Source organism: Erwinia oleae (assembly GCF_000770305.1).
In the GTDB taxonomy this organism is placed as follows: Bacteria; Pseudomonadota; Gammaproteobacteria; order Enterobacterales; family Enterobacteriaceae; genus Erwinia; species Erwinia oleae.
In genome coordinates this window covers 1-22,986 of the sequence record NZ_JNVB01000056.1, presented here as the reverse complement: position 1 = coordinate 22,986, position 22,986 = coordinate 1, and the positions used below count along the sequence as shown (strand labels likewise).

The 22,986-nt window shown below is 57.2% G+C and carries 24 protein-coding genes and 1 tRNA gene; 14 read left to right on the top strand and 11 right to left on the bottom strand.

What is annotated here, in order from left to right; genetic code table 11:
* Positions 1 to 3: 3 nt before the first annotated feature.
* Both GS12_RS16735 and GS12_RS16730 read right to left on the bottom strand, forming a co-directional pair.
* Positions 4 to 771, bottom strand: coding sequence for an amidohydrolase (locus GS12_RS16735; RefSeq protein WP_034949016.1), 768 nt, complete (start codon positions 769 to 771; stop codon positions 4 to 6).
* Positions 759 to 1,919 (bottom strand): pyridoxal phosphate-dependent aminotransferase, encoded by a 1,161-nt coding sequence (locus tag GS12_RS16730; protein ID WP_034912550.1) that lies wholly within the window; start codon positions 1,917 to 1,919, stop codon positions 759 to 761. Before GS12_RS16730 ends, GS12_RS16735 begins: the two co-directional genes overlap by 13 nt.
* Positions 1,920 to 2,057: 138 nt before the next feature.
* On the opposite strand from GS12_RS16730, the gene GS12_RS16725 reads away from it, so the two are divergent.
* The 3 genes from GS12_RS16725 to GS12_RS16715 are packed head-to-tail and all read left to right on the top strand — an operon-like array spanning position 2,058 to position 3,897.
* Positions 2,058 to 2,672 (top strand): methylthioribulose 1-phosphate dehydratase, encoded by a 615-nt coding sequence (locus GS12_RS16725; protein WP_034949014.1) that lies wholly within the window; start codon positions 2,058 to 2,060, stop codon positions 2,670 to 2,672.
* Entirely contained in the window at positions 2,669 to 3,358 is a 690-nt protein-coding gene (mtnC, locus tag GS12_RS16720) for an acireductone synthase (protein WP_034949012.1), read from the top strand. The genes GS12_RS16725 and mtnC overlap by 4 nt, the downstream gene beginning before the upstream one ends.
* Positions 3,355 to 3,897: a 1,2-dihydroxy-3-keto-5-methylthiopentene dioxygenase gene (locus tag GS12_RS16715; RefSeq protein ID WP_034949010.1), complete on the top strand. Its 543-nt coding sequence runs from the start codon at positions 3,355 to 3,357 to the stop codon at positions 3,895 to 3,897. Before mtnC ends, GS12_RS16715 begins: the two co-directional genes overlap by 4 nt.
* A 9-nt stretch (positions 3,898 to 3,906) precedes the next feature.
* Here GS12_RS16715 and mtnA read toward each other — a convergent pair whose 3' ends face one another.
* Positions 3,907 to 4,932: an S-methyl-5-thioribose-1-phosphate isomerase gene (gene mtnA / locus GS12_RS16710; protein ID WP_034949008.1), complete on the bottom strand. Its 1,026-nt coding sequence runs from the start codon at positions 4,930 to 4,932 to the stop codon at positions 3,907 to 3,909.
* A gap of 125 nt (positions 4,933 to 5,057) precedes the next feature.
* Here mtnA and mtnK point away from each other — a divergent pair, with 125 nt between their 5' ends.
* On the top strand, positions 5,058 to 6,248 hold the full coding sequence (gene mtnK / locus GS12_RS16705) for an S-methyl-5-thioribose kinase (protein ID WP_034949006.1): 1,191 nt from the start codon (positions 5,058 to 5,060) through the stop codon (positions 6,246 to 6,248).
* Between the two features lie 56 nt (positions 6,249 to 6,304).
* Here the strand turns inward: mtnK and fadE are convergent, their stop codons facing one another.
* A complete protein-coding gene (gene fadE / locus GS12_RS16700) occupies positions 6,305 to 8,749 on the bottom strand; it encodes an acyl-CoA dehydrogenase FadE (protein WP_034949004.1) in 2,445 nt (814 codons plus the stop codon).
* A 213-nt stretch (positions 8,750 to 8,962) separates the two neighbouring features.
* Between fadE and lpcA the strand changes: the two genes are divergently transcribed.
* Both lpcA and GS12_RS16690 read left to right on the top strand, forming a co-directional pair.
* Complete coding sequence (lpcA, locus tag GS12_RS16695; RefSeq protein WP_034912567.1) at positions 8,963 to 9,541, top strand: D-sedoheptulose 7-phosphate isomerase; 579 nt, start codon at positions 8,963 to 8,965, stop codon at positions 9,539 to 9,541.
* A gap of 46 nt (positions 9,542 to 9,587) precedes the next feature.
* On the top strand, positions 9,588 to 10,355 hold the full coding sequence (locus GS12_RS16690) for a class II glutamine amidotransferase (protein ID WP_034912568.1): 768 nt from the start codon (positions 9,588 to 9,590) through the stop codon (positions 10,353 to 10,355).
* Here the strand turns inward: GS12_RS16690 and dpaA are convergent.
* Complete coding sequence (gene dpaA / locus GS12_RS16685) at positions 10,326 to 11,057, bottom strand: peptidoglycan meso-diaminopimelic acid protein amidase (RefSeq protein WP_034912569.1); 732 nt, start codon at positions 11,055 to 11,057, stop codon at positions 10,326 to 10,328. The two genes, GS12_RS16690 and dpaA, sit on opposite strands and share 30 nt — an antisense overlap.
* 239 nt (positions 11,058 to 11,296) lie before the next feature.
* Here dpaA and dinB point away from each other — a divergent pair, with 239 nt between their 5' ends.
* Positions 11,297 to 12,352, top strand: coding sequence for a DNA polymerase IV (dinB, locus tag GS12_RS16680; RefSeq protein ID WP_034949002.1), 1,056 nt, complete (start codon positions 11,297 to 11,299; stop codon positions 12,350 to 12,352).
* Positions 12,353 to 12,393: 41 nt separating this feature from the next.
* Here dinB and pepD read toward each other — a convergent pair whose 3' ends face one another.
* A complete protein-coding gene (gene pepD, locus GS12_RS16675; RefSeq protein WP_034949000.1) occupies positions 12,394 to 13,851 on the bottom strand; it encodes a beta-Ala-His dipeptidase in 1,458 nt (485 codons plus the stop codon).
* A 251-nt stretch (positions 13,852 to 14,102) separates the two neighbouring features.
* Between pepD and gpt the strand changes: the two genes are divergently transcribed.
* The 3 genes from gpt (at position 14,103) to crl (ending at position 16,376) form a co-directional block, all read left to right on the top strand.
* The gene (gene gpt / locus GS12_RS16670) at positions 14,103 to 14,561 is read left to right on the top strand and encodes a xanthine phosphoribosyltransferase (protein WP_034912572.1); all 459 of its coding nucleotides are present in this window, start codon (positions 14,103 to 14,105) and stop codon (positions 14,559 to 14,561) included.
* A gap of 117 nt (positions 14,562 to 14,678) precedes the next feature.
* Positions 14,679 to 15,929 carry an esterase FrsA gene (gene frsA / locus GS12_RS16665; RefSeq protein WP_034948998.1) on the top strand — a complete coding sequence of 417 codons (1,251 nt, stop codon included), beginning with the start codon at positions 14,679 to 14,681 and terminating at the stop codon, positions 15,927 to 15,929.
* A gap of 45 nt (positions 15,930 to 15,974) precedes the next feature.
* The gene (crl, locus tag GS12_RS16660; protein ID WP_034912576.1) at positions 15,975 to 16,376 is read left to right on the top strand and encodes a sigma factor-binding protein Crl; all 402 of its coding nucleotides are present in this window, start codon (positions 15,975 to 15,977) and stop codon (positions 16,374 to 16,376) included.
* 81 nt (positions 16,377 to 16,457) lie between these two features.
* Here the strand turns inward: crl and ompC are convergent, their stop codons facing one another.
* Positions 16,458 to 17,564, bottom strand: coding sequence for a porin OmpC (gene ompC, locus GS12_RS16655; RefSeq protein WP_034948996.1), 1,107 nt, complete (start codon positions 17,562 to 17,564; stop codon positions 16,458 to 16,460).
* Between the two features lie 240 nt (positions 17,565 to 17,804).
* Between ompC and proB the strand changes: the two genes are divergently transcribed.
* From proB to GS12_RS16635, 4 genes are all read left to right on the top strand, one after another.
* Positions 17,805 to 18,908, top strand: coding sequence for a glutamate 5-kinase (gene proB / locus GS12_RS16650; RefSeq protein ID WP_034948994.1), 1,104 nt, complete (start codon positions 17,805 to 17,807; stop codon positions 18,906 to 18,908).
* A 9-nt stretch (positions 18,909 to 18,917) separates the two neighbouring features.
* The gene (gene proA, locus GS12_RS16645; protein ID WP_034948992.1) at positions 18,918 to 20,171 is read left to right on the top strand and encodes a glutamate-5-semialdehyde dehydrogenase; all 1,254 of its coding nucleotides are present in this window, start codon (positions 18,918 to 18,920) and stop codon (positions 20,169 to 20,171) included.
* A 50-nt stretch (positions 20,172 to 20,221) separates the two neighbouring features.
* Positions 20,222 to 20,851, top strand: a complete 630-nt coding sequence (locus GS12_RS16640) for a LysE family translocator (RefSeq protein WP_034948990.1) — start codon at positions 20,222 to 20,224, stop codon at positions 20,849 to 20,851.
* 113 nt (positions 20,852 to 20,964) lie between these two features.
* A tRNA-Thr gene (locus tag GS12_RS16635) sits at positions 20,965 to 21,040 on the top strand.
* Positions 21,041 to 21,054: 14 nt separating this feature from the next.
* Here the strand turns inward: GS12_RS16635 and GS12_RS16630 are convergent.
* The 4 genes from GS12_RS16630 to GS12_RS24985 form a co-directional block, all read right to left on the bottom strand.
* Positions 21,055 to 22,212 carry a site-specific integrase gene (locus GS12_RS16630; protein ID WP_235421201.1) on the bottom strand — a complete coding sequence of 386 codons (1,158 nt, stop codon included), beginning with the start codon at positions 22,210 to 22,212 and terminating at the stop codon, positions 21,055 to 21,057.
* On the bottom strand, positions 22,095 to 22,442 hold the full coding sequence (locus GS12_RS23495) for a helix-turn-helix domain-containing protein (protein ID WP_072016912.1): 348 nt from the start codon (positions 22,440 to 22,442) through the stop codon (positions 22,095 to 22,097). The genes GS12_RS16630 and GS12_RS23495 overlap by 118 nt, the downstream gene beginning before the upstream one ends.
* Positions 22,443 to 22,486: 44 nt before the next feature.
* Complete coding sequence (locus GS12_RS16625) at positions 22,487 to 22,792, bottom strand: hypothetical protein (RefSeq protein WP_034948986.1); 306 nt, start codon at positions 22,790 to 22,792, stop codon at positions 22,487 to 22,489.
* Positions 22,789 to 22,986 (bottom strand): hypothetical protein (locus GS12_RS24985; RefSeq protein ID WP_034948983.1); only part of this gene is annotated, 198 nt, incomplete at its 5' end. The genes GS12_RS16625 and GS12_RS24985, both read right to left, overlap by 4 nt.

Sequence of the window (22,986 nt, the reverse complement as noted above, 5' to 3'; positions counted from 1 at the left end):
GCGTTAAAAATGAAACGCGTCCGCATCGCGCCACGCCGGAAAGCGTTGGCGATAATCGCGAAGTGCTTCAAGTGACAGTTCAGCATGAAGCACGGCAGGCTGATGAGGCTCGCCCGCTGCCACGATATCGCCCTGCGGGCTGATGATCCGGCTGTCGCCGCTGTAGTGATGGTCGTTACCGTCGCGGCCCACGCGGTTGCAGCCCGCCACCCAGGCCTGATTCTCAATGGCGCGGGCCAGCAGCAGCGCCTGCCAGTGAGCGGCGCGCGGCGCGGGCCAGTTGGCGACGTAAAGCGCCAAATCGTAGTCATTGCGGTTGCGGGAAAAGACCGGAAAGCGCAGATCGTAACAAACCTGCGGCAGAATGCGCCAGCCGCGCCATTCGACGATCTCACGGCGGCTGCCGGCCAGGTAGTGATGATGCTCATCGGCCATGCGGAACAGATGCCGTTTATCGTAACGGTGAACACGGCCGTTTGGCTCGACCAGCAGAAAGCGATTGACGGCAACGTCCGCTGTCTGAATCGCGGCGCTGCCGCCCACTAGCGCGTCGGCCGTACGGGCTTTCTCGTGCAGCCACTCTGTGACCCGCGCTTCAGGCAGCGAGCTTTTCGCCGCCTCCATCGCAAAGCCGGTGGTGAACATTTCCGGCAGCACAATCAGGTCGCGCCCGTGCAGGCCGGCCAGCAGCGTATCAAAGTGACGCAGATTGGCTTCGCCTTCCATCCACGCCAGCGGCTGTTGCAGCACGGTAAGGTTTAAAGTTGACACAGGCGCTCCGCGGCGGCGTCCAGCGTGGCTTCCTGTTTGGCGAAGCACAGCCGGATCAGCTTATGGGGGAAAGGATCGGCGCAGAATACCGACAGCGGGATCGCCGCCACGCCAACCTCCGTGGTCAGCCACTGGCAGAACGCCACGTCGTCCAGATCGGAAACGGCGCTGTAGTCGGCGAGCAGAAAATAAGTGCCTTCACAGGGCAGCACCTTCAGGCGGCTTTTCGACAATGCCTGCACAAAACGATCGCGCCGCGCACGGTAAAATGCGGGTAATTGTCGATAGTGCTCAGGCTCGGCGTTCAGCATATCCGCCAGCGCCAGCTGTGCGGGCGTGTTTACCGCGAAGGTCAGATACTGATGCACCTTACGAATTTCCGCCGTTAACTCGGCGGGCGCCACGCAGTAACCCACTTTCCAGCCGGTCATATGGAAGGTTTTACCAAACGAGGACACCGCAATGGCGCGCGCACGCAGTTCAGGGTGCGCCAGCACGCTGGCGTGGCCGTCGTCGGCAAAACAGATGTGTTCGTAAACCTCATCGCTCAGCACATAGATTTCCTGCGCGCGAATGGCCTGCCACAGCGACGCATAATCGCTTTTCTGCCAGACGGTGGCGGAAGGATTGTGCGGCGTATTCAGAATGACTAACCGGGTGCGGGAGGAGAGCTGCGTGGCGAAGGCCTGCCAGTCAACGCGAAACGACGGCGGTTGCAGGGCGATGCGCTTCATGACGCCGCCCGCCAGCGTCACCGCAGGCGCGTAGCTGTCGTAGCTGGGATCGAAGCAGATCACCTCATCGCCAGGCCGAACCAGTGCGGTGATCGCTGCATAGAGTGCTTCGGTTGCGCCTGCGGTCACGGTCACCCCGGTCGTGCTGTCCGGCCGGTAGCCATAAAGTTCCGCCGTCTTTGCGACAATCGCGTCGCGCAGCGGCTGCACGCCCGCCATGGGCGCATACTGGTTCGCGCCCGTACTGACATGGTGCGCCAGGCGCGATTTAAGATAGTCGGGGCCGTCGAAATCGGGAAAACCTTGCGACAGATTGATGGCGTTGTGCTGCTGGGCGAGCGCGCTCATCTGCGAAAAAATAGTGGTGCCGAGAGCGGGCAATTTGCTCTCAGGGATCAGGTGAGTCTGGCTCATGAATAGTCATCCTTCGGCGCGGGATTTACGCTCTGTATTGCTGCCACTATAGCCGCGATGCTACTATTTGGCAATCGAGACGCTTAGACGTCTAAATGCCCTGTCGGTTCAGGCGGACGGGCTATGATAAGGAGCGGTATGACCTTGAGTTCACAGTTAGATCAGCTGGTGGCAGCCTGCCACTGGATTGGCGAAAAAGGCTGGGCGCCCGCCACCGGCGGCAATATGTCGGTGCGTCAGGACACGGAATTTTGCCTGCTCAGCGAATCCGGCAAAGACAAAGGTGCGCTGACGCGCAATGACTTTATTCAGGTGGCGATTGCGACAAACGCGGTGCCGTCAGGGCGTAAGCCTTCTGCCGAAACCGGCCTGCACACGCTGATATATCGGCTCTTTCCTGATGCGGGCGCGGTGCTGCACACGCATACGGTCAACTCGACCGTGCTCTCACGCGTTGAGAAGAGTGCCGCACTGATTCTGCAAGGTTATGAAATGCAGAAAACGCTGGCCGGACAGCACTCGCATCTCGATCGCGTGGCCCTTGCGCTTTTCGATAACGATCAGGATATTGATGCACTGGCAGGACGCATTGCGCATTACGCCGAAACCTCGCCGCTGCGCTATGGTTTTTTGCTGCGCGGCCACGGCCTCACCTGCTGGGGCAGGGACGTGCAGGAAGCGCGTCGCCATCTTGAAGGGCTGGAGTTTCTTTTCCAGTGTGAACTACAACGCCGCGTGCTGGAGGCCAGATGATCCGCGCCATTGTTACCGATATTGAAGGCACCACCAGCGATATCCGCTTTGTCCACAATGTGCTGTTTCCCTATGCGCGTGAAAACCTCGCCGCGTTCATTGCCGCCTTTCAGCACCGCGAAGACGTGGCGCAGGCGTTAGGCGATCTGCGGGACGAAATCGCCCGGCCGCAGGCGACGGTGGAGGATCTGATCGCCGTGCTGTTTGGCTTTATGGATGAAGATCGCAAGTCTACGGCGCTGAAGGCGCTTCAGGGCATGATCTGGCGTGATGGCTACCTCAACGGCAGCTTTACCGGCCATCTCTATCCTGACGTGCTGCCGTCGCTGACCAGCTGGAAGCAGCAGGGCATTGATTTATATATTTATTCCTCCGGCTCCGTCGCTGCGCAAAAATTGTTATTTGGCTACAGCGATGAGGGTGATATTACTGGTCTCTTCAGTGGCTATTTCGATACGCACGTCGGCGCCAAGCGAGAAACGACGTCCTATCGCAACATTGCCGGAAAGATCAACCTGCCGGCGAATACGCTGCTGTTTTTATCAGATATCCGTCAGGAGTTGGATGCCGCTAAAGAGGCGGGCTGGCATACCTTACAGTTACTGCGTGACGACGCGGATGAGCAGAGCCGCCATCGTCAGGTAAACCGTTTTGATCAGATAACCCTGGAGCCGTTTGCTTTATGAGTGCACTGACTATTTTTACCGATATTGAAGCCACCAAACCGATCTGGCACAGCACCGATGCCGAAGAGATACGCCAGAAGCTGAATGCGAAAGCGGTGCGGTTTGAGCGATGGGAAGCGGATCGCGATTTAGGTAAAGATCCCGCGCCGGAAACGGTGATCACCGCCTATCAGCACGCAATTGACCGGCTGGTGGCTGAAAAAGGCTATCAGAGCTGGGACGTCATCAGCATGCGGGCGGACAATCCGCAGAAAGAGACGCTGCGTACTAAGTTTCTCTCCGAGCACACGCACGGCGAAGACGAAGTCCGCTTCTTTGTTGAAGGTTCCGGGTTGTTTTGTCTGCATCTCGACGGACATGTTTACCAGATCCTCTGCGAGAAGAACGATCTGATCTCCGTGCCAGCCGGGACGCCGCACTGGTTCGATATGGGGTCGGCGCCCCATTTTACCTCTATCCGCATCTTTGATAATCAGGAAGGCTGGATAGCAAACTTTACCGGCGATGCGATTGCCGATGCCTATCCACGCCTGCCGTAGGTCAATGCGTTATCGGGCTGGCTGAAACACGCCTGCCTCAACCTGCGCTGCGGTGACCACGCCGGTGTCCAGCACCCAGCCCGCGATCAGCGCGGCGGGCGTGACGTCAAAGGCCGGGTTATAGACCTGCGCATCGTCCGGCGCCCAGCGAACGTCGCCAAAGCTGCCGGCAACGCCGGTGACTTCGGTCTCGGCGCGCTGCTCAATAGGGATGGCGGCACCGTTGGGACAGGCGGGATCGAGCGTGGTATGCGGCGCGGCAACGTAAAACGGAATGCCGTGAAAATGCGCCAGTACCGCCAGGCTGTAGGTGCCAATTTTGTTCGCCACGTCGCCGTTGGCGGCGATGCGGTCGGCGCCGACCCAAATCGCATCGACCTGCTTTTGCGCCATCAGGCTGGCGGCCATGCTGTCACAAATAAGCCGATAGGGCACGCCGAGTTCGCCGAGCTCCCATGCCGTCAGGCGGCCGCCCTGAAGAAGCGGGCGGGTTTCATCCACCCAGACTTTCTCAACGCGGCCATCCTGCCAGCCGCGCGAAATAACACCCAGCGCCGTCCCCACGCCGGCCGTTGCCAGGCCGCCGGTGTTGCAGTGGGTGAGGAGACGGCTGCCGGGCGCGATCAGTTGGGCACCGTGAGCGGCAATTTTATCGCACAGCGCGCGATCTTCCTCCACCAGGCGCAGCGCTTCAAACGTCAGGGCGGTGACATAATTGTCCTGCGCCAGCGCAAGCTTCATGCGATCGAGATTGTTCATCAGATTCACGGCGGTGGGGCGAGCGGCGCGGAGGATTTCCAGCGAGCTGGCGAGTTCCGCTTTCGCCATGCCGTTTTCTGCCAGCAGGGCCAGCAGCAGGCTGGCGGAGAGGCCAATCAGCGGTGCGCCACGAACCCGCAGCGTTTTGATATGTTCTACCAGGTCAGCGACACCGGGCGTTGGACACCAGATCGTTTTTTGCGGCAGCGCCTGCTGATCGAGTATCCAGAGTTGGTTGTCACGAATTCGTAAGCTGGTGGTTTGCAAAGTCTGCATGAACGTTAAATCCTGGTTGCGTTATTGCGGCATATTGTGCCAACATGCCTTTCGGAAGTATAGACGTCTGAACGGCTTATATTAAAAGAATTGTTGGATTCATCGCGATCGAAGAGGGGCAGGCAATGTCGCAATACCGTACGTTCACCGCAGCAGATGCCGTTGAATACGCGCGCCAGTTTGGCGGCGTGGCGGATCTGGTGGATTCCCTTGAGGTGGGTGATGGCAACCTCAATCTGGTGTTTAAAATTTTCGACACGAAGGGCGTCAGCCGAATCATCATCAAGCAGGCGCTCCCTTATGTCCGCTGCGTCGGGGAATCCTGGCCGCTGACGCTCGATCGCGCACGCATTGAAGCCGAAGTGCTCAATATACATGGTCAGTTCTGCCCGGAACATACGGTAAAAATCCTGCACTACGATCCGCAGTTAGCGGTGATGGTGATGGAGGATCTCTCCAGCCTTGCCATCTGGCGCGGCGAGCAGGTAAAAGGCGTGGACTATCCGCAGGCTGCCGCGCAGCTCGGCGAGTATCTGGCGAAGACGCTGTTTCACACCTCCGATTTTTTCCAGCATCCGCATCAGAAGAAGGCGGATGTCGCCCGCTTTACCAACCCGGAACTGTGCGACATCACGGAAGAGCTGTTTTTTAACGAACCCTATGAGGTGCATGAACGCAATGGCTATCCGCGCGCGCTGGAGCCGCTGGTGGCCTCGCTGCGCACCGATGACGCGCTTCGGCTGAACGTCGCGGCGCTGAAGCACCGGTTTCTGTCCAACGCTGAGGCGCTGCTCCACGGCGACGTGCACAGCGGATCGATTTTCGTGGGTGACAACACGCTGAAGGTCATCGATGCGGAGTTTGGCTATTACGGCCCGATAGGTTTCGACGTGGGCAGTGCGCTGGGTAATCTGCTGCTTAACTACTGCGCGCTGCCGGGCCTGCTGGTGCCGCGGGAAGCCGCCGATGCGCGCGAAAAGCGCCTTAATGACGTGCGCAGACTGTGGCGGCGCTTCTCTGAACGCTTCCTGGCGCTGGCGGCGGAAAATTCACGCGACCGCGCGCTGGCGTATCCCGGCTATGGTGACGCCTTCATGCGTAAAATCTGGCAGGACACGCTGGGCTTCTGCGGAACAGAGCTGATCCGTCGTACGGTGGGCATGTCGCAGGTGGCGGATATTAAAGAAATTGACGATGAAACGATGAAGATCGAGTGCGTGCGTCAGGCGATAACGCTGGGCAGAACGCTGATCCTCGCGGCAAATCAGATCGACGATATTGATGCGCTGATCGCCCGCGTCAGGCAGAACGGATAAACGAAACGCCCCGCCTTTCGGCGGGGCGTTATTCCCTCATACTTCAGCGCAACGCGCTAGGCCGCCTCAGTTTTTCTTTCCTGCTCCATCATCTTTACCGGCTGCGTTGCCAGCGCATCCGCCTCAAACTCATCGACGTTGATGGCGCGCAGGCGGCTGGCTTCCGCACGGATCAGCACCGCGGCTTCTTCATCATTGAGCCATTTTTCCGCCAGCCCGCGTTTTGCCAGCTCGTCCAGCCGGGTAAACGGCAGCGGCTTCTTCTGCTCCTTACACAGGCGATCGTGAATAACCTCCGCCGCCATAACGTGACCGAGCGCCTCTTCCAGCTGCCCCGCAGGATTGTGCTCAGACGGCGTCAGGTACTGCCCGCGCCCAAGACGCGTGCGGGTGGCGGAAGGCAGTTGCAGAATGCGCGCCAGTTGGTGATCGAGGCGATCGGACGGCTCACGGCAGTGGCGACCGGTCGGGAAAATCACCGCGTGGAGCAGACCGGCAACCAGTCGATTCGGGAAATTACGCAGCAGCGCTTCCACCGCCGTTTCGGCCTGATACATCGCATCCTGTACGCCCCAATGCAGCAGCGGCAGATCGGCTTCGTTGCGGCCTTCGTCCTCATAACGTTTCAGCGCCGCCGAGGCCAGATAGAGCTGGCTGAGCACGTCGCCCAGGCGGGCAGAGATGCGCTCACGACGCTTCAGGCTACCGCCTAACACCGACATCGACATGTCGGCCAGCAGCGCCATGTTGGCGCTCAGGCGGTTCAGATGCTGATAGTAGCGGGCGGTCACGTCGCGGGTCGGCGTGCGGCTGGTGCGGCCGCCGGTCAGTCCAAGCCACAGGCTGCGCGCCACGTTACTCCCGACGTGTCCGACGTGGCTGAACAGCGCGTTGTCAAACGCGTGCAGATCGTGATTGTGCGCGGCGGCCATCTCTGTCAGCACATACGGATGGCAACGGATCGCGCCCTGGCCAAAGATGATCATGCTGCGCGTCAGAATATTGGCGCCTTCCACGGTGATGGCAATAGGCGCGCCCTGGTAGGCGCGCGCCAGGAAGTTGCTCTTGCCGAGCATAATGCCTTTGCCGCCAGCAATATCCATCGCATCCAGAATGGCGCGCTGCCCACGATGGGTACAGTGGTATTTCACAATGGCGGAGAGCACCGCTGGTTTTTCGCCCTGCACGATGCCGTAGGTAATTAATGAAGCGGCGGCGTCCATCACCCAGGCATTACCGGCGATGCGTGCCAGCGGCTCTTCGATGCCCTCCATTTTGCCAATGGGCAGACGGAACTGGCGGCGAATATGCGCATAGGCGCCGATAGCCAGCGCAATGCTTTTCACGCTGCCGGTGGAATTGGAGGGCAAAGTGATGCCGCGTCCGACTGAGAGGCATTCAACCAGCATTCGCCAGCCCTGACCCGCCATTTTCGGTCCGCCAATAATAGTATCAATCGGTACAAAAATATCGTTGCCGCGCGTCGGGCCGTTCTGGAAAGGTACGTTCAGCGGAAAGTGGCGTTTGCCAATCTCCACGCCCGGCGTGTGTGCCGGGATCAACGCGCAGGTAATACCCAGATTTTCCGTCTCGCCCAGCAGATGTTCGGGATCGGAGAGCTTAAACGCGAGGCCGAGGACGGTAGCGACCGGCGCCAGTGTGATATAGCGTTTGTTCCAGGTAAGACGCATGCCCAGCACGCGTTCGCCCTGCCATTCGCCCATACACACCACGCCGGTGTCCGGGATGGCACCGGCATCGGAGCCTGCTTCCGGGCTGGTCAGCGCAAAGCAGGGGATCTCGTCGCCCCGCGCCAGACGCGGCAGATAGTGATTTTTCTGATCTTCCGTTCCGTAGTGCTGAAGCAGTTCGCCGGGGCCAAGTGAATTCGGCACGCCTACGGTAATGGCCAGAATGCCGGAGACGCCCGCCAGCTTTTGCAGCACCTGCGCCTGCGCATACGCGGAGAACGCCAGTCCGCCGTACTCTTTCTTAATGATCATGGCGAAAAAACGCTGTTCTTTCAGGTACGCCCACAGCTCAGGTGGCAAATCGGCCATTTCATGCGTGATGGCGAAGTCGTTCGCCATGCGACAGGCTTCTTCCACCGGACCATCCAGAAATGCCTGCTCATCGGCGGTCAGACGCGGTTGCGGATAGTTGTGCAGTTTCTGCCAGTCCGGCGCACCGCGAAACAGCTCGCCTTCCCACCAGGTGGTGCCTGCTTCAATCGCCTCTTTTTCTGTGCGTGACATCGGCGGCATCACTTTCTGAAAAGTTTTCAGCATCGGTTTTGAGAACAGTGACTGGCGCAATGAGGAGAGGTTAAACGGCAGCAGCAGCAGCGCCACCGGGATCACCATCCACATCGTCCAGACGTGCGCCAGCGCCCAGGCCACCGTCCAGACCAGCAGGATCAGACTGCTGAGCCGCAGGCTGACGCGGTGATAAAACAGCACGCCAATCAGCACAAGTGTTGCAACGCAACTGAGAAGCATCATAAAAATCTCCATCATCTAGTAAGAGGTCTGACCTGTTGGCTACAGATTTAGATGAGATGCATTTGCTTAGCAATGCATTTACATAATAATTACAACGTGGGTCACATTCCGCGCGCACTTAATGTCAATGTGACAGCCCAACCGGAAAGGCGCTTTTCGCGCTTCGTCCGGGTTGTTAAACTAAATCTGACCTCACTCTTAAAGGACTCCCCTATGTATCAGGACATCATTCGCGCCGAGCTCAACGAAGCCGCTGAAACGCTCAGTAACTTTCTCAGCGACGAAGCCAATATTCACGCCATCCAGCGCGCGGCGGTGCTGCTGGCAGATGCCTTCAAAGCGGGCGGCAAGGTGCTCTCCTGCGGAAACGGCGGTTCACACTGCGACGCCATGCATTTTGCAGAAGAGCTGACCGGCCGCTATCGTGAGAATCGCCCCGGCTATCCGGCGATTGCCATCTCTGATGTCAGCCATCTCTCCTGCGTCAGTAACGATTTTGGCTATGAGTTTGTCTTCTCGCGTTACGTGGAAGCGGTGGGCAAATCGGGCGATGTACTGCTTGGTCTTTCCACCTCCGGCAATTCGGCCAACGTGCTGAAAGCCATTGAAGCCGCGCGCGCGCAGGGCATGAAGGTGATTGCGCTGACCGGCAAAGACGGCGGAAAAATGGATGGTCTGGCCGACGTGGAAATCCGCGTCCCGCACTTCGGTTACGCCGATCGTATTCAGGAGATCCATATCAAAGTGATCCATATCCTGATGCTGCTGGTTGAAAAAGAGATGGTTAAATAATCCTTTTGCCGCCCCGTGCGCGGGGCATTGTTTGCGAGGTAGCGCTATGTGCGAACTGCTCGGGATGAGCGCGAACGTTCCGACCGATATCTGCTTCAGCTTTACCGGATTGGTTCAGCGCGGCGGGGGAACCGGCCCGCATAAGGACGGCTGGGGCATTACCTTTTATGAGGGAAAAGGCTGTCGCACATTCAAAGATCCTCAGCCCAGTTTCAACTCGCCTGTTGCGCGCCTGGTACAGGAGTATCCGATTAAATCCTGCTCGGTGGTGGCGCACATTCGTCAGGCCAATCGCGGCAAGGTGTCGCTGGAAAATACGCATCCGTTCACGCGCGAGCTGTGGGGCCGTAACTGGACGTTTGCACACAACGGCCAGCTAAAAGGCTACCGACGTCTTGATACCGGGCAGTTCCGTCCCGTCGGGGAAACCGACAGCGAACACGCTTTTTGCTGGCTGCTGCACCAGCTGACCTTGCGCTATCCGCGCACGCCGGGCAACTGGCCGGCGGTTTTTCGCTACATTGCCGAACTGGCGGCGGAGCTGCGTAAAAAGGGCGTGTTTAATATGCTGCTGTCGGATGGACAATTTCTGATGACGTACTGCTCAACCAATCTGTTCTGGATCACCCGGCGGGCACCGTTCGGCAAGGCGACGTTGCTGGATCAGGATGTGGAAATTGATTTTCAGAAGCAGACCACGCCGAACGACGTGGTCACGGTAATCGCGACTCAGCCGCTGACCGCTAACGAAACCTGGCACAAAATTGCGCCAGGCGACTGGACGTTATTTTGTCTCGGTGAGCGCCAACGCTGAGCGATCCGTAAAGGTGCTGCCTGCGCTGCCCATCACGTAGCGACCGTCGCTAACGCTGACAGCAGGCGGCAGGCGCGTTTTTACAAACTGCGCGTAGCCCGGCTGAAGCTGCCGCCAGAAACTGTAGTAGACCGAGTTGCGGTGGCGTTGCAGGTTGCTGTCGGTCATGCGGAACGGGTAAATGCTGACGTCCACGCGTGGCTGACCGTTACGCAGCGCCGCTTCCACGTAGCGATAAATATCTTCAATGTAGGTATCGGTCATCGCATAGCAGCCGATAGAGACGCAGCTGCCGTGGATCATCAGGTACTTACCTTCGTAACCCTGCTGGCGATCGTATTCATTGGGGAAGCCAACGTTGATCGCGCGATAAAAGCGGCTGTCCGGCTTCAACTGGGAAAGCCCGACGCTGTAGAATCCTTCCGGGCTTTTAAAATCACCCTGACGTCGCTTTGGCCCCAGGCCACCGGAAAAATTACAGATCCGATAGCTGTCGATCAAACGATACTCGGTGCCGATTTTGCCATACAGCTCAAGCGTGCGCTCTTCTTTGAAGATCTGAATATAGACAGGCGTGCCAAGTAACTGTTTCTTTAATTCTTTGCTGACCGGCGCCAGCGGCAGAACCGGTGCGGTCGGTTCGCTGGCAAAAACAACGGCTGGCATTAAAAACATCGCAAACAGCAGTGCGATTTTGCCCATTCTGTTTCCCTTGAAAAGAGGGTTGGAGACAGCGTCGGAGACGCCTTTAACTGGCAATATAGGAAAAGTCCTTAATTGCAGCGCCACATTAGCATTGTCTGTTTTTTTATCAAGAGAGCGACGGTGAAAATACGCATAAAAAGCGATCAAAAATCCCTGCCGCTGCGCTTTGACGTTGCACTGAGAGATTGAAAACGGTCTGATTAACTGTATACTTATCCAGTGATGACGGAGGGGGCATGCGCAAGATCATTCACGTTGATATGGACTGCTTTTTTGCCGCAGTAGAAATGCGTGACGATCCTGCGTTGCGCAATATTCCCATTGCTATTGGGGGCAGCCATCTCAAGCGCGGCGTGATCAGCACCGCGAATTACCCGGCGCGAAAATATGGCGTACACAGCGCGATGTCCACGGCGATGGCGCTGAAGCTTTGCCCTCACCTGAAAGTGATCCCCGGCCGCTTTGACGCCTATAAAGAGGCCAGCGCGCACATTCGTGAAATCTTTTCCCGTTTTACCTCGCTGATTGAACCACTTTCTTTGGATGAAGCCTATCTGGACGTGTCCGACAGCCAGCACTGTCGCGGCTCGGCCACGCTTATCGCGCAGGAGATCCGCCGCACCATCGCCCATGAGCTGAACCTGACCGCCTCCGCAGGCATCGCGCCGGTCAAATTCCTCGCCAAAATCGCCTCCGATCTTAACAAGCCTGACGGACAATATGTCATCACGCCGGACGAGATGGCGCCGTTTCTGCTGACGCTGCCGCTGGCGAAAATTCCCGGCGTCGGCAAAGTGACGGCAAAGAAGCTGGAGGAGATGGGGCTGCTCTCCTGCGGTGACGTGCAGAAAACCGACCTGGCCACGCTGTTAAAACGCTTCGGGAAATTTGGTCGGGTCATCTGGGAGCGCAGTCACGGTATCGACGAGCGGGCGGTGATCACCGAGCGCCTGCGCAAATCTCTCGGCGTTGAGCGCACGCTGTCGGAAGATATCCATAGCTGGGAAGCCTGTCTGGAAATTATCGATTTTCTCTATGAAGAGCTGGAACGGCGACTGGAGAAGATCAAGCCGGACAAGCTGATTGCCCGTCAGGGCGTGAAGCTGAAGTTCAACGATTTCCAGCAAACCACCCAGGAGCACGTCTGGCCGGTACTGAACAAAGACGACATGATTGCGGTGGCAAAGAAAACCTGGGAGGAGCGGCGTGGCGAGCGCGGGGTCAGGCTGGTCGGGCTGCACGTTACGCTGCTCGATCCTCAACTGGAGAGGCAACTGCTGCTGGGGCTGTAAAAACCGGCGTCTGCCTCATAGCCGACGCCGGTTGGCACGATCTACTTCGCGGGGATCGCCTTCAGCAGGGCGGTCAGCAGCTGCCAGTACAGGCCGACGCTTGCGATATGCACCTGCTCATCCGGCGAGTGAGGGCCGGTGATGGTCGGGCCGATAGAAACCATATCCATGTCCGGATACGGTTTTTTGAACAGCCCGCACTCCAGTCCGGCGTGGATCACCTGAATGTTCGGCGTCCTGTCAAACAGCTTCTTATAGGTGTCGCTCACCAGCGCCATCACCGGTGAGGAGGCATCCGGCTGCCACCCGGGGTAGCTGCCTTTGGCGACGGTTTTCGCACCAGCCAGTTCGCCCAGCGCGGTGAGCGTCTCGACCAGGTACTCTTTACCGCTGTCGATCAGTGAGCGAACCAGACTGTTGATTACCGCCTGGTTCTCCTCCAGCTTGACCACGCCGACGTTCAGCGAGGTTTCCACCACGCCTTTCATCACGTCTGAGTTGCGGATCACGCCGTTTGGCGTGCTGTTCAGCAGCGCAATAAACGCATCGCGGCTGACGTCGGTCAGCGCCTGGCCGGAAGCCGCGACGTTCTCGACCACCAGGTTTATATTCTTCTCTTTCAGGCTCAGCTCGTTTTGCAGCGTTTCCAGATAGCTCAGCGCTGCGCTTTTCAACTGATCGATCTTATCGGCAGGAACGGCAAGCGAGGCGATAGCTTCACGCGGAATAGCGTTACGCAGCGTACCGCCGGTAAAATCGACCAGACGCAGATCCAACGTCTTCGCATGGGCAAACAGGAAGCGCGCCAGCAGCTTATTGGCGTTGCCAAGTCCGACGTGAATATCGCAGCCGGAGTGGCCGCCTTTCAGCCCCTTCAGGATGAGCTGAATATGCTGATAACCCGCCGGGACGGCTTCACGCTCCACCGGCAGCGTGGCGGTAAAGTCGATGCCACCCGCGCAGCCCATGTAGATCTCGCCCTCTTCTTCAGAGTCGGTATTGATCAGGATCTCTGACTGAAGCCAGCCGGGCTGGAGGCCAAACGCGCCGACCATGCCGGTCTCTTCGGTCATGGTCAACAGCACTTCAAGCGGGCCGTGTTCGACGTTTTTGTCCGCCAGCACCGCCAGCGCGGAAGAGAGGCCAATGCCGTTGTCGGCGCCAAGCGTGGTGCCGCGTGCTTTCACCCATTCGCCATCCACCCACGGCTGAATCGGATCTTTGGTGAAATCGTGCACGGTGTCGTTATTCTTCTGCGGCACCATATCAAGATGCGCCTGCAACGCCACAGGCTTCAGGTTTTCCAGACCGCGGGTTGCCGGTTTGCGGATCAAAATATTGCCCACCGCATCGCGCTCGGCCCAGAACCCCTGCTCTTTTGCCCAGGACAAAATAAAGTTCGCCAGCTCTTCTTCATGGTACGACGGGTGGGGAATAGAGCAGACTTTGGCAAAAATATCCCACAGCGGCTGTGGCGACAGTTGAGACAATTCAGACACGATAACTCTCCTGTGTCAGCATCCCCGGTCAGCAGTGGCCGCGGATAGCAAGCATGATTAGCGGTTGAGAAACTCCCGTCAGTCAATCTGACGCGATGGCCAAAGAATATCACCCTTTGCCTGTCGTTGCTCAAGGGCAGCGGGAAAAACTCAGGTCAGCGCTGGTTTTTGACGGCTCAGATCTCTATAATTCCGCGCAACCACTCCCATTGTACAAATTTTAAGCCAACACCATTGGTCGGGATTCCTTTATGAGCGAAAAATACGTCGTCACCTGGGACATGCTTCAGATCCATGCCCGCAAACTGGCTCAGCGCCTGCTACCCGTTGAGCAGTGGAAAGGCATTATCGCGGTCAGCCGCGGTGGTCTGGTGCCTGCTTCTCTGCTGGCCCGTGAATTGTGTATCCGCTATGTGGATACGGTCTGCATCTCCAGCTACGACCACGACAACCAGCGCGAAATGACCGTGCTGAAGCGTGCGGAAGGCGACGGTGAAGGTTTTATCGTGATTGACGACCTGGTCGATACCGGCGGTACCGCGCAGGCGATCCGCGACATGTATCCGAAGGCGCGTTTTGTGACCATTTTCGCCAAACCGGCCGGTCGTCCGCTGGTGGATGACTACGTGGTCGACATTCCGCAGAACACCTGGATCGAGCAGCCCTGGGACATGGGCGTGGTTTATATCCCGCCGATTGTGAAAAGCTGATTGATTCACATCAACACAACGCCCGGTTCTGCCGGGCGTTGTGGTTTTTACGCTTAGCACCGCCAGCCATGCTGCGTTAGACTACGCAGAACCCGTGCGTTGGAGGAGTATTACGCCATGCCGTCAAAAAATCTGAGTGAAGAACTGTTCAAACCTCGCTTTAAACATCCCGAAACCTCATCATTAATCCGTCGTATTCAACATCACCCTCTTCAGGCTGTCTCTTCTGCGCTGGAAGGCGAAAGCCATCGCGGCTGGTACAGAATGATCAACCGGATGCTGTGGAGCTGGCGCGGACTGCCGCCGCTTGAGCTGGGCGAAGTGATGGCCAGGATCGCCGCCAGCAACGCCGATCGCACCCGTGAGACGCTGCTGGATACGGTGGTGGGCTATCGCGGCGGCAACTGGATTTATGAGTGGTCAAAACAGGCGGCGGTCTGGCAGCAAAAGGCCTGTGATGCAACCAGCGACGAGGCGGCAGGGCGCTGCTGGCTTCATGCCGCCAACCTGTATGGCGTGGCGGGGTATCCGCATCTGAAAGGCGATGAGCTGGCCGAACAGGCGCAGATGATGGCGAGCCGCGCTTATGAGGAAGCGACCGGTCGGCTGGCCGGCGAGCTGAAAGAGCTGACGTTTCCTGTTGCTGACGGCGGTTCTATTATGGGCTTCCTGCATATGCCCTCCGGCGTCAGCGCGCCTTATCCTACCGTGCTGATGTGCGGCAGCCTCGATGCGCTGCAAACCGATCACTACCGCCTGTTTCATGACTACCTTGCGCCGCGCGGTATCGCGATGCTGACCATTGATATGCCTTCCGTAGGCTTCTCGTCAAAGTGGACGTTAACGCAGGACACCAGCTTTCTGCATCAGCAGGTGCTGCGCCATCTGGAAAATATTCCCTGGGTTGATCATACCCGAGTTGCGGCATTTGGCCTGCGTTTTGGCGCCAACGTGGCGGTGCGCATGGCTTTTCTGGAGTCGCAGCGTCTGTGCGCCGTTGCCTGTCTCGGGCCGGTCGTACACTGCCTGCTGAGCGAAACAGCCTTGCAGGATCGTATTCCGCCGATGTATATGGATGTACTGGCCAGTCGGCTTGGCATGCGTAGCGCCTCTGACGACGCGCTTCGCGCCGAACTGAATCGCTATTCGTTAAAAACGCAGGGATTGCTGGGCCGACGCACGCCGGTGCCGCTGCTTTCTGCCTGGTGGCCAGACGACGTTTTCAGTCCGGAAGAGGAGTCAACGCTGATTGTGCGGTCGTCCGGCGACGCGAAACGGTTGCCGATTGCGCGCTCGCCTGCAATGCATAACTTTGATAAAGCATTACGTGATATTGTTGACTGGTTGGCAAAGCGATTGCGCTGCTAATATTGAACCCTTTGCTTTTACAGGCTGATGAATGGAGATTTGACAATGTCGTTACCGAGTGGACATCCTAAAAGCCGCTTAATGAAGCGTTTTGGTGCACTGGGGCCGTATATCCGTGAAGCGAAGTGCGAAGACAATCGCTTTTTCTTTGACTGCCTGGCCGTTTGCGTCAACGTTAAACCTGCTCCGGAACTGCGCGAGTTTTGGGGCTGGTGGATGGTGCTGGATGCACAGCAGGACCATTTTGCCTATGAATATCATTTCGGCCTGTTCGATAAAGAGGGCAACTGGAAGCCTTCTGCGATTAAAGGCAAAGAGAACAACCAGCGGCTGGAAGAGACACTGCGTAATTTCCACGAACGCCTGGTCGCCACGCTGGCCGAACTGGAGCTGGGTCTGAAACCGGCGGCGGGCTTTGCCGATGAGCCAATCAAGCTGACCGCCTGACAACGAACCTGAAAGAAAAAGGCTGGCGATTGCCAGCCTTTGCTTCAGACACAGAATGAGAAGCCGCGCTCTGGCGCCTGCTCAGAACTGATAGGTCAGACCTACCGCAACCACGTCGTCGTTATTCAGGCCAAGCGCATTATCATCATCCAACTGATTGATTTTGTAATCGACAAAGGCACTCATGTTTTTGTTGAAGTAGTACGTCGCGCCCACATCGATGTATTCAACCAGGTCAACGTCTCCCAGTCCTTCGATGTCTTTGCCCTTGGTTTGCACGTAGCCGAGAGATGGACGCAGACCGAAATCAAACTGATATTGCGCTACCAGTTCAACGTTTTGTGCTTTATTTGCCGCGCCGGCAACGGATCCCGCCGTGCCCGCCACTGCCGCAGGCACGGTAATCGGCGTCATATTGCGGGTTTCAGTGTAGATCGCCGCCAGATAAACGTTGTTGGCATCATACTTCAGACCGCCGCCCCAGGAATCGGCTTTGTCGCCGCTGCCATACGGCGAGGCCTGCTGCGCGTTGGTGCGATCGGAGGTGGTGTAAGCGCCGCTGATGCTCAGGCCGGTGTCGGCAACAGCATACACGGCTGAAAGACCGTAGCCGTCGCCATTCTGCTTCGTCAGGTCGGTGCGTGATGACGGCTCATTTTTACCCTGGTATTGCAGCGCGAATTTCAAACCGTCAACCAGACCGAAGAAAGTGTTATTACGATACGTTGCCACGCCGGTGGTGCGCTGAGTCATAAAGTTATCGCTGCGTGCCGTGCCGTCGCCGCCGAATTCCGGGAACATGTCGGTCCAGGCCTCCACATCGTACAGCACGCCATAGTTGCGGCCGTAGTCAACAGATCCATAATCGCCGAACTTCAGGCCAGCAAAGCCCAGACGCGTTTTATTGCCGGTGTTGGCGTCTGAACCTTCACTGTTGTTAAGATTGTACTGATATTCCCACTGACCGTAGCCGGTCATCAGGTCGTTAATCTGTGTCTGACCTTTAAAGCCGATGCGCGTATAGGATTTGTCGCCATCCGAGCCAGCGTTATCGCTCATGTAATGCATGCCCTTCAGCTTGCCGTAAAAATCCAGCTTGTTGCCGTTCTTATTATAAACTTCTGCGGCGTGGGCGGCGGAGGTCAGTGCCAGGGCTGCGATTACCATTGCCAGTGCGCTTTTCTTCATTTTGTTATCAATCCCAAATAAGTAACGTGGTTGTAGCCTTAAGACTTCTCTGAAGACAGCAACGTTTTACGCCGTGATGATTAAAGATTTATTACATTCGGACGCATTTCCTGTTAATTGCAAAACGCGGTTTGCCCGCGCACCTGTGATTTTCTCCTTTTCATCCACTGCCTGTTGGCTTCCGCTGGCACACCTGCTAAAACGTCCTCTTGCACACTTTTTTACGTAACGGCAGGAAATATGAGCAGCAGCCAGACCCTGGTAGTGAAACTGGGGACCAGCGTATTAACCGGCGGATCGCGTCGGCTGAACCGGGCGCACATCGTCGAACTGGTGCGCCAGTGCGCGCAACAGCACGCGGCGGGCCATCGCATTGTGATTGTGACCTCTGGCGCGATGGCCGCCGGACGTGAACATCTTGGCTACCCGGAACTGCCGCCGACCATCGCCTCAAAGCAGCTACTGGCTGCGGTGGGGCAGAGCCGGTTAATTCAGCTGTGGGAGCAGCTCTTCTCAATTTATGGCCTGCATATCGGGCAGATGCTGCTGACGCGCGCCGATCTTGAGGATCGCGAACGCTTTCTCAACGCGCGCGACACGCTGCGCGCGCTGCTCGATAATCATATTGTTCCGGTGATCAATGAGAATGACGCGGTGGCGACGGCCGAGATCAAAGTGGGCGATAATGACAATTTGTCAGCGCTGGCGGCAATTTTAGCCGGTGCCGACAAGCTGCTGCTGCTGACCGATCAGCAGGGGCTGTTCACCGCCGATCCGCGCAACAACCCTGAAGCGGAACTCATTCAGAACGTGCACAGTATTGATGACGCGCTGCGTGCGCTGGCGGGCGACAGCGTTTCCGGGCTGGGAACCGGTGGGATGACCACCAAACTTCAGGCGGCGGATGTCGCCTGTCGCGCGGGCGTTGATACAATTATTGCCGCAGGCAGCCGTCCGGGCGTGATTGGCGATGTGATTGCCGGTAATCCGGTTGGCACGCGTTTTCACGCGCTGCAATCGCCGCTGGAGAACCGCAAGCACTGGATCTTCGGCGCACCGCCGGCGGGCGAAATCACCGTTGACGACGGCGCGATCTCCGCGATTCTGGCGCGCGGCAGCTCACTCTTGCCGAAGGGAATCCGCGAAATCAGCGGCAACTTCTCCCGCGGCGAAGTAATCCGCATTCGCAGCCTTGAAGGGCGCGATGTGGCGCACGGCGTCTGCCGTTATAACAGCGACGCGATGCGCCTGATTGCCGGGCATCACTCGCAGCATATCAGTGACATTTTAGGCTACGAATATGGTCCGGTGGCGGTTCACCGTGACGATATGATCGTCAGTTAAGGAACCTCCATGCTTGAAGAAATGGGAAAAGCGGCCAGGGCCGCATCGCACCGACTGGCGGTGCTCTCTACCGCCGAAAAGAACCAGGTGCTGATGACCATCGCCGATCGGTTGGAAGCGCAAAGCGCGTCGATTCTGGCGGCGAACGAACGCGATCTGGCTGACGCCCGTCAGAACGGGTTGAGCGAGGCGCTGCTGGATCGCCTGATGTTGGATCCGGCGCGGCTGGCTGGCATTGCCCACGACGTGCGTCAGGTCTGTCGCCTGGCCGATCCGGTGGGTGAGATTATTGACGGCGGCCTGCTTGACAGCGGGCTGCGCATTGAGCGTCGCCGCGTGCCGCTGGGCGTGGTCGGCGTGATTTACGAAGCGCGGCCGAACGTCACCGTCGACGTGGCCAGCCTGTGTTTGAAAACCGGCAACGCGGTGATCCTGCGCGGCGGCAAGGAGACGTACCGCACCAACACGGCGACGGTGCGCGTGATTCAGGATGCGTTGCAGCAGCACGGCCTGCCTGCCGGCGCGGTTCAGGCGATTGAGAACCCGGATCGCGAGCTGGTGAACCAGCTGCTAAAGCTGGATCGTTATGTCGATATGCTGATCCCGCGCGGCGGTGCGGGTCTGCACAAGCTCTGCCGGGAACAGTCGACCATCCCGGTGATCACCGGCGGCATCGGCGTCTGTCATATTTACGTGGATCGCGACATGGAGATCGATGCCGCACTGAACGTTATCGCCAATGCGAAAAAACAGCGTCCCAGCGCCTGTAACTCAGTGGAAACGCTGCTGGTGCATTCGGCGGTTGCCGACGGTTTTCTGCCTGCTCTGAGCCGCCGTATGGCGGAGGAGGGCATTGCACTGCATGCCGATCCGCATGCGCTGCCGCTGTTGCAACATGGCCCGGCCGCGCTGAGTGAGGTTACCGACGCGCAGTATCGCGACGAGTGGCTTTCGCTGGATCTGAACGTGAAAGTAGTGGCGTCGCTGGACGAAGCGATTGATCATATTCGCGAATACGGCACGCAACACTCCGATGCGATCCTGACGCGCAGCATTCACAACTCGCAGCGATTTGTGAATGAGGTCGATTCGTCAGCAGTATACGTCAATGCCAGCACGCGTTTCACCGACGGCGGACAGTTCGGCCTGGGCGCAGAGGTGGCCGTCAGCACGCAGAAGCTCCACGCGCGCGGCCCGATGGGGCTGGAGGCGTTGACCACCTATAAGTGGATTGCCTGGGGCTGCGACACCGTGCGCGGTTAGCCGACTGTCGGGCGGGCGCGACGTATTTTTTCTCTACAGGAGTACAGGATATGGTGACGTTTTCGCAGCTTATTCCTTTCGCCGCCATCGCGCTTGGTATGGTGTTGACGCCCGGTCCGAACATGATTTATCTCATCTCCCGCTCGCTGTGTCAGGGGCGCAGGGCCGGTTATGTCTCACTGCTCGGCGTGGCGCTGGGTTTTATGTTTTACATGCTTTGCGCCGCAATGAGCATTACCGCGCTCATTATGGCCGTGCCGCTGGCGTATGACGCCCTGCGTATTGCGGGCGCGCTTTACCTGCTTTATATGGCATGGCAGGGGGTGTTTGGCGGAAAATCACCTTTCGAAGTCCGCGACCTGCCGCCGGACAGCCCGAAAAAGCTGTTCACCATGGGATTGCTGACAAATTTACTGAATCCAAAAACGGCCGTTATTTACCTCTCGCTGTTTCCACAATTTATCCATCCTGAGCAGGGGCACGAGCTGGCGCAGTCGCTGACGTTAGGTTTTACGCAAATCATCACCAGCCTGTTGGTCAATGGCATCATCATCTTTGCCGCTGGCAGCATCGCGATTTTTCTGGCGCAGCGGCCCACATGGCAAAAAATCCAGCGCTGGCTGATGGGAACCGTGTTGACGGGTCTGGCGGTAAGAATGGTATTTGATGGCCAGAAATAGCGCATCGTCTGGAGATTGAGCATCATCGTCGAAAAAAGCCGCAGGTAGCGCGCTGCCTCTTGACTCGCCGCCCGGTTTTTTTTAACGTATCGCCCCGTAGTTCCTTCCCCAACGCCGATATAGCTCAGTTGGTAGAGCAGCGCATTCGTAATGCGAAGGTCGTAGGTTCGACTCCTATTATCGGCACCAGTATTTTCAACGACTTAAGCCAACTTGACCAACTCATCCAAACCAGCTTGTGCCATATTTGTGCCATTACCACTCAAAAATGAGTCGATTTGCATAGCATGTTGCGTCAAATGGCTGGGTGCCAGGTGAGCATAACGCTGTACCATCTCAATGCTTTCCCAACCACCCATTTCCTGAAGTGCTGACAGAGGCACACCCGACTGAACGAGCCAGCTTGCCCATGTGTGCCTCAGGTCGTGGAAGCGGAAGTTTTCAATTCCGGCACGCCTTAACGCAGCCCTCCATGCCGTGTTAGCATCACTACGCATTTTCCGCACAGCTTTGGTTCTGGTTCCATCCGGTCTGACCGAAGACTCAGTGTGAACGAATACCCATCGATTGTGTTTGCCAACCTGATCGCGAAGTATCTTGCATGCTGAATCATTCAGGGCGACCCCAATCGCCCTGCCTGCTTTTGCATCCTCCGGGTGTATCCAGGCAACCTTACGCTGCATATCAATTTGTGACCATTCCAGTTCAACGATGTTAGACCGACGCAATCCGGTTGCGAGTGCAAACACAACCACTGGACGGAAGTGATAGGGTAGCTCCCTTATCAAATTCTTTGCCTCTTCCTTTGTGAGCCACCGGATACGTTTATTTTTTGGCACCGGGCATTTTATATTCGGCGCTTTCTCGATCCAACGCCACTCATTGGCCGCACAGCGCAGCAGCGCACGGATGAATGCGAGATGAGTCGCCTTCGTCGCCTGCGATGCTGGCTTTTCCGTATATGCTGGTATTGGCTTTCCCTGCCGTAAACGGCTATCCCTCATCGCCTGCCAGTTCATAAGGTGCTTTCGGTTTACCATCCCACTTACAGCCGCAAGTATCCTGTCTTCAGTGATACTGGAAAGCACCTTTCCATTGAAGTGCTGCATCCAGAATCCGATCCGGCTTTTATCATCATCAAGACTTTTTTTGTGCTGCTTTTCATTCAGCCAGCGCACGCATGCTTCATTGAATGTTCTGGCCTTGTACTCTCCGAGCCGGTCAACCCGCCATGCTTCCGCCTTCAGCTTGTCATGGAGTTCCTGTGCCTGCCTTTTGTCCGTTGTTTCAAGAGAGCGTCTAATTCGTTGTCCACCAGGCGCAACGAAGTCGCAGTGCCATGTACCGGCACGCTGTTTGATTGACATGCTTTATCCTCCTGCATACCAACCGCATTCACGGATCGATTGTGGATCGGGTTCTTCAGGGCCGCAATACAGTCGGACTTACAAATTCGATACGGGCTTTTTTTACGTGCTGGATTTATCTGAGTGGCGAACAGCCTTCCTGAGCAAATCCATTGCGTTACAGTCCCTTTGTCGATTTTAAGGAATGCGGCAGCCTCCTCACGAGTGAAGATCTCTTCTTCCATAACTGACCTCTTAGTCTGGCGGGATGCCGGGGTGGGTGGGGTGCTTAGTCCCAGCAAAGAACGGAGGCAAAATAAGCTCCACGGCATGGAGTATCACGAGGATAATTCCAGCGGGAATATCCATCCGGCCCGCCAAGCGGTGATGTTTTGAACCAGGATTGGTAATAACGGGCCTTAGACCAATCCTCCTCGTCTTCCGGTTCAATATCTCCTTGGTCAATTGCAGCTTTAATTATCTGCTCAGCCGTATAGTCTCCACGCATTAAGATGAATCGAGCATCTTCAGATGACATGGTGTCAACTAAACCATCTAATTTTTGTTTATTGGCGGGCTTAATAACTTCGCTCATTGCATCTCCTTATCCACCACTCGCACGAAATAAACCAGCCACTGGCGGGCAGGGAATTTATCAGGCGGCAGGGCGGCTATTTGGTGGGTGTATTTGTCTAAAAGAAGGGTGGTAATACGGTCGTGCTCTGATTTGGGTTTCCCTGATGTGGCTTTAAGTGTTTCGGCGCGGCACTTTCTGGCCGTTGACCGTAG

What these genes read in the sequence shown, in the direction of transcription:
- ompC (WP_034948996.1), bottom strand. Translation starts at nt 17,564, where the DNA reads ATGAAGAAAAGCGCACTGGCAATGGTAATCGCAGCCCTGGCACTGACC.
- dinB (WP_034949002.1), top strand. Translation starts at nt 11,297, where the DNA reads ATGCGCAAGATCATTCACGTTGATATGGACTGCTTTTTTGCCGCAGTA.
- GS12_RS16640 (WP_034948990.1), top strand. Translation starts at nt 20,222, where the DNA reads ATGGTGACGTTTTCGCAGCTTATTCCTTTCGCCGCCATCGCGCTTGGT.
- GS12_RS16725 (WP_034949014.1), top strand. Translation starts at nt 2,058, where the DNA reads ATGACCTTGAGTTCACAGTTAGATCAGCTGGTGGCAGCCTGCCACTGG.
- GS12_RS16715 (WP_034949010.1), top strand. Translation starts at nt 3,355, where the DNA reads ATGAGTGCACTGACTATTTTTACCGATATTGAAGCCACCAAACCGATC.
- GS12_RS16730 (WP_034912550.1), bottom strand. Translation starts at nt 1,919, where the DNA reads ATGAGCCAGACTCACCTGATCCCTGAGAGCAAATTGCCCGCTCTCGGC.
- dpaA (WP_034912569.1), bottom strand. Translation starts at nt 11,057, where the DNA reads ATGGGCAAAATCGCACTGCTGTTTGCGATGTTTTTAATGCCAGCCGTT.
- fadE (WP_034949004.1), bottom strand. Translation starts at nt 8,749, where the DNA reads ATGATGCTTCTCAGTTGCGTTGCAACACTTGTGCTGATTGGCGTGCTG.
- GS12_RS16625 (WP_034948986.1), bottom strand. Translation starts at nt 22,792, where the DNA reads ATGAGCGAAGTTATTAAGCCCGCCAATAAACAAAAATTAGATGGTTTA.
- crl (WP_034912576.1), top strand. Translation starts at nt 15,975, where the DNA reads ATGTCGTTACCGAGTGGACATCCTAAAAGCCGCTTAATGAAGCGTTTT.
- GS12_RS23495 (WP_072016912.1), bottom strand. Translation starts at nt 22,442, where the DNA reads ATGGAAGAAGAGATCTTCACTCGTGAGGAGGCTGCCGCATTCCTTAAA.
- frsA (WP_034948998.1), top strand. Translation starts at nt 14,679, where the DNA reads ATGCCGTCAAAAAATCTGAGTGAAGAACTGTTCAAACCTCGCTTTAAA.
- mtnC (WP_034949012.1), top strand. Translation starts at nt 2,669, where the DNA reads ATGATCCGCGCCATTGTTACCGATATTGAAGGCACCACCAGCGATATC.
- mtnA (WP_034949008.1), bottom strand. Translation starts at nt 4,932, where the DNA reads ATGCAGACTTTGCAAACCACCAGCTTACGAATTCGTGACAACCAACTC.
- mtnK (WP_034949006.1), top strand. Translation starts at nt 5,058, where the DNA reads ATGTCGCAATACCGTACGTTCACCGCAGCAGATGCCGTTGAATACGCG.
- lpcA (WP_034912567.1), top strand. Translation starts at nt 8,963, where the DNA reads ATGTATCAGGACATCATTCGCGCCGAGCTCAACGAAGCCGCTGAAACG.
- proA (WP_034948992.1), top strand. Translation starts at nt 18,918, where the DNA reads ATGCTTGAAGAAATGGGAAAAGCGGCCAGGGCCGCATCGCACCGACTG.
- proB (WP_034948994.1), top strand. Translation starts at nt 17,805, where the DNA reads ATGAGCAGCAGCCAGACCCTGGTAGTGAAACTGGGGACCAGCGTATTA.
- gpt (WP_034912572.1), top strand. Translation starts at nt 14,103, where the DNA reads ATGAGCGAAAAATACGTCGTCACCTGGGACATGCTTCAGATCCATGCC.
- GS12_RS16690 (WP_034912568.1), top strand. Translation starts at nt 9,588, where the DNA reads ATGTGCGAACTGCTCGGGATGAGCGCGAACGTTCCGACCGATATCTGC.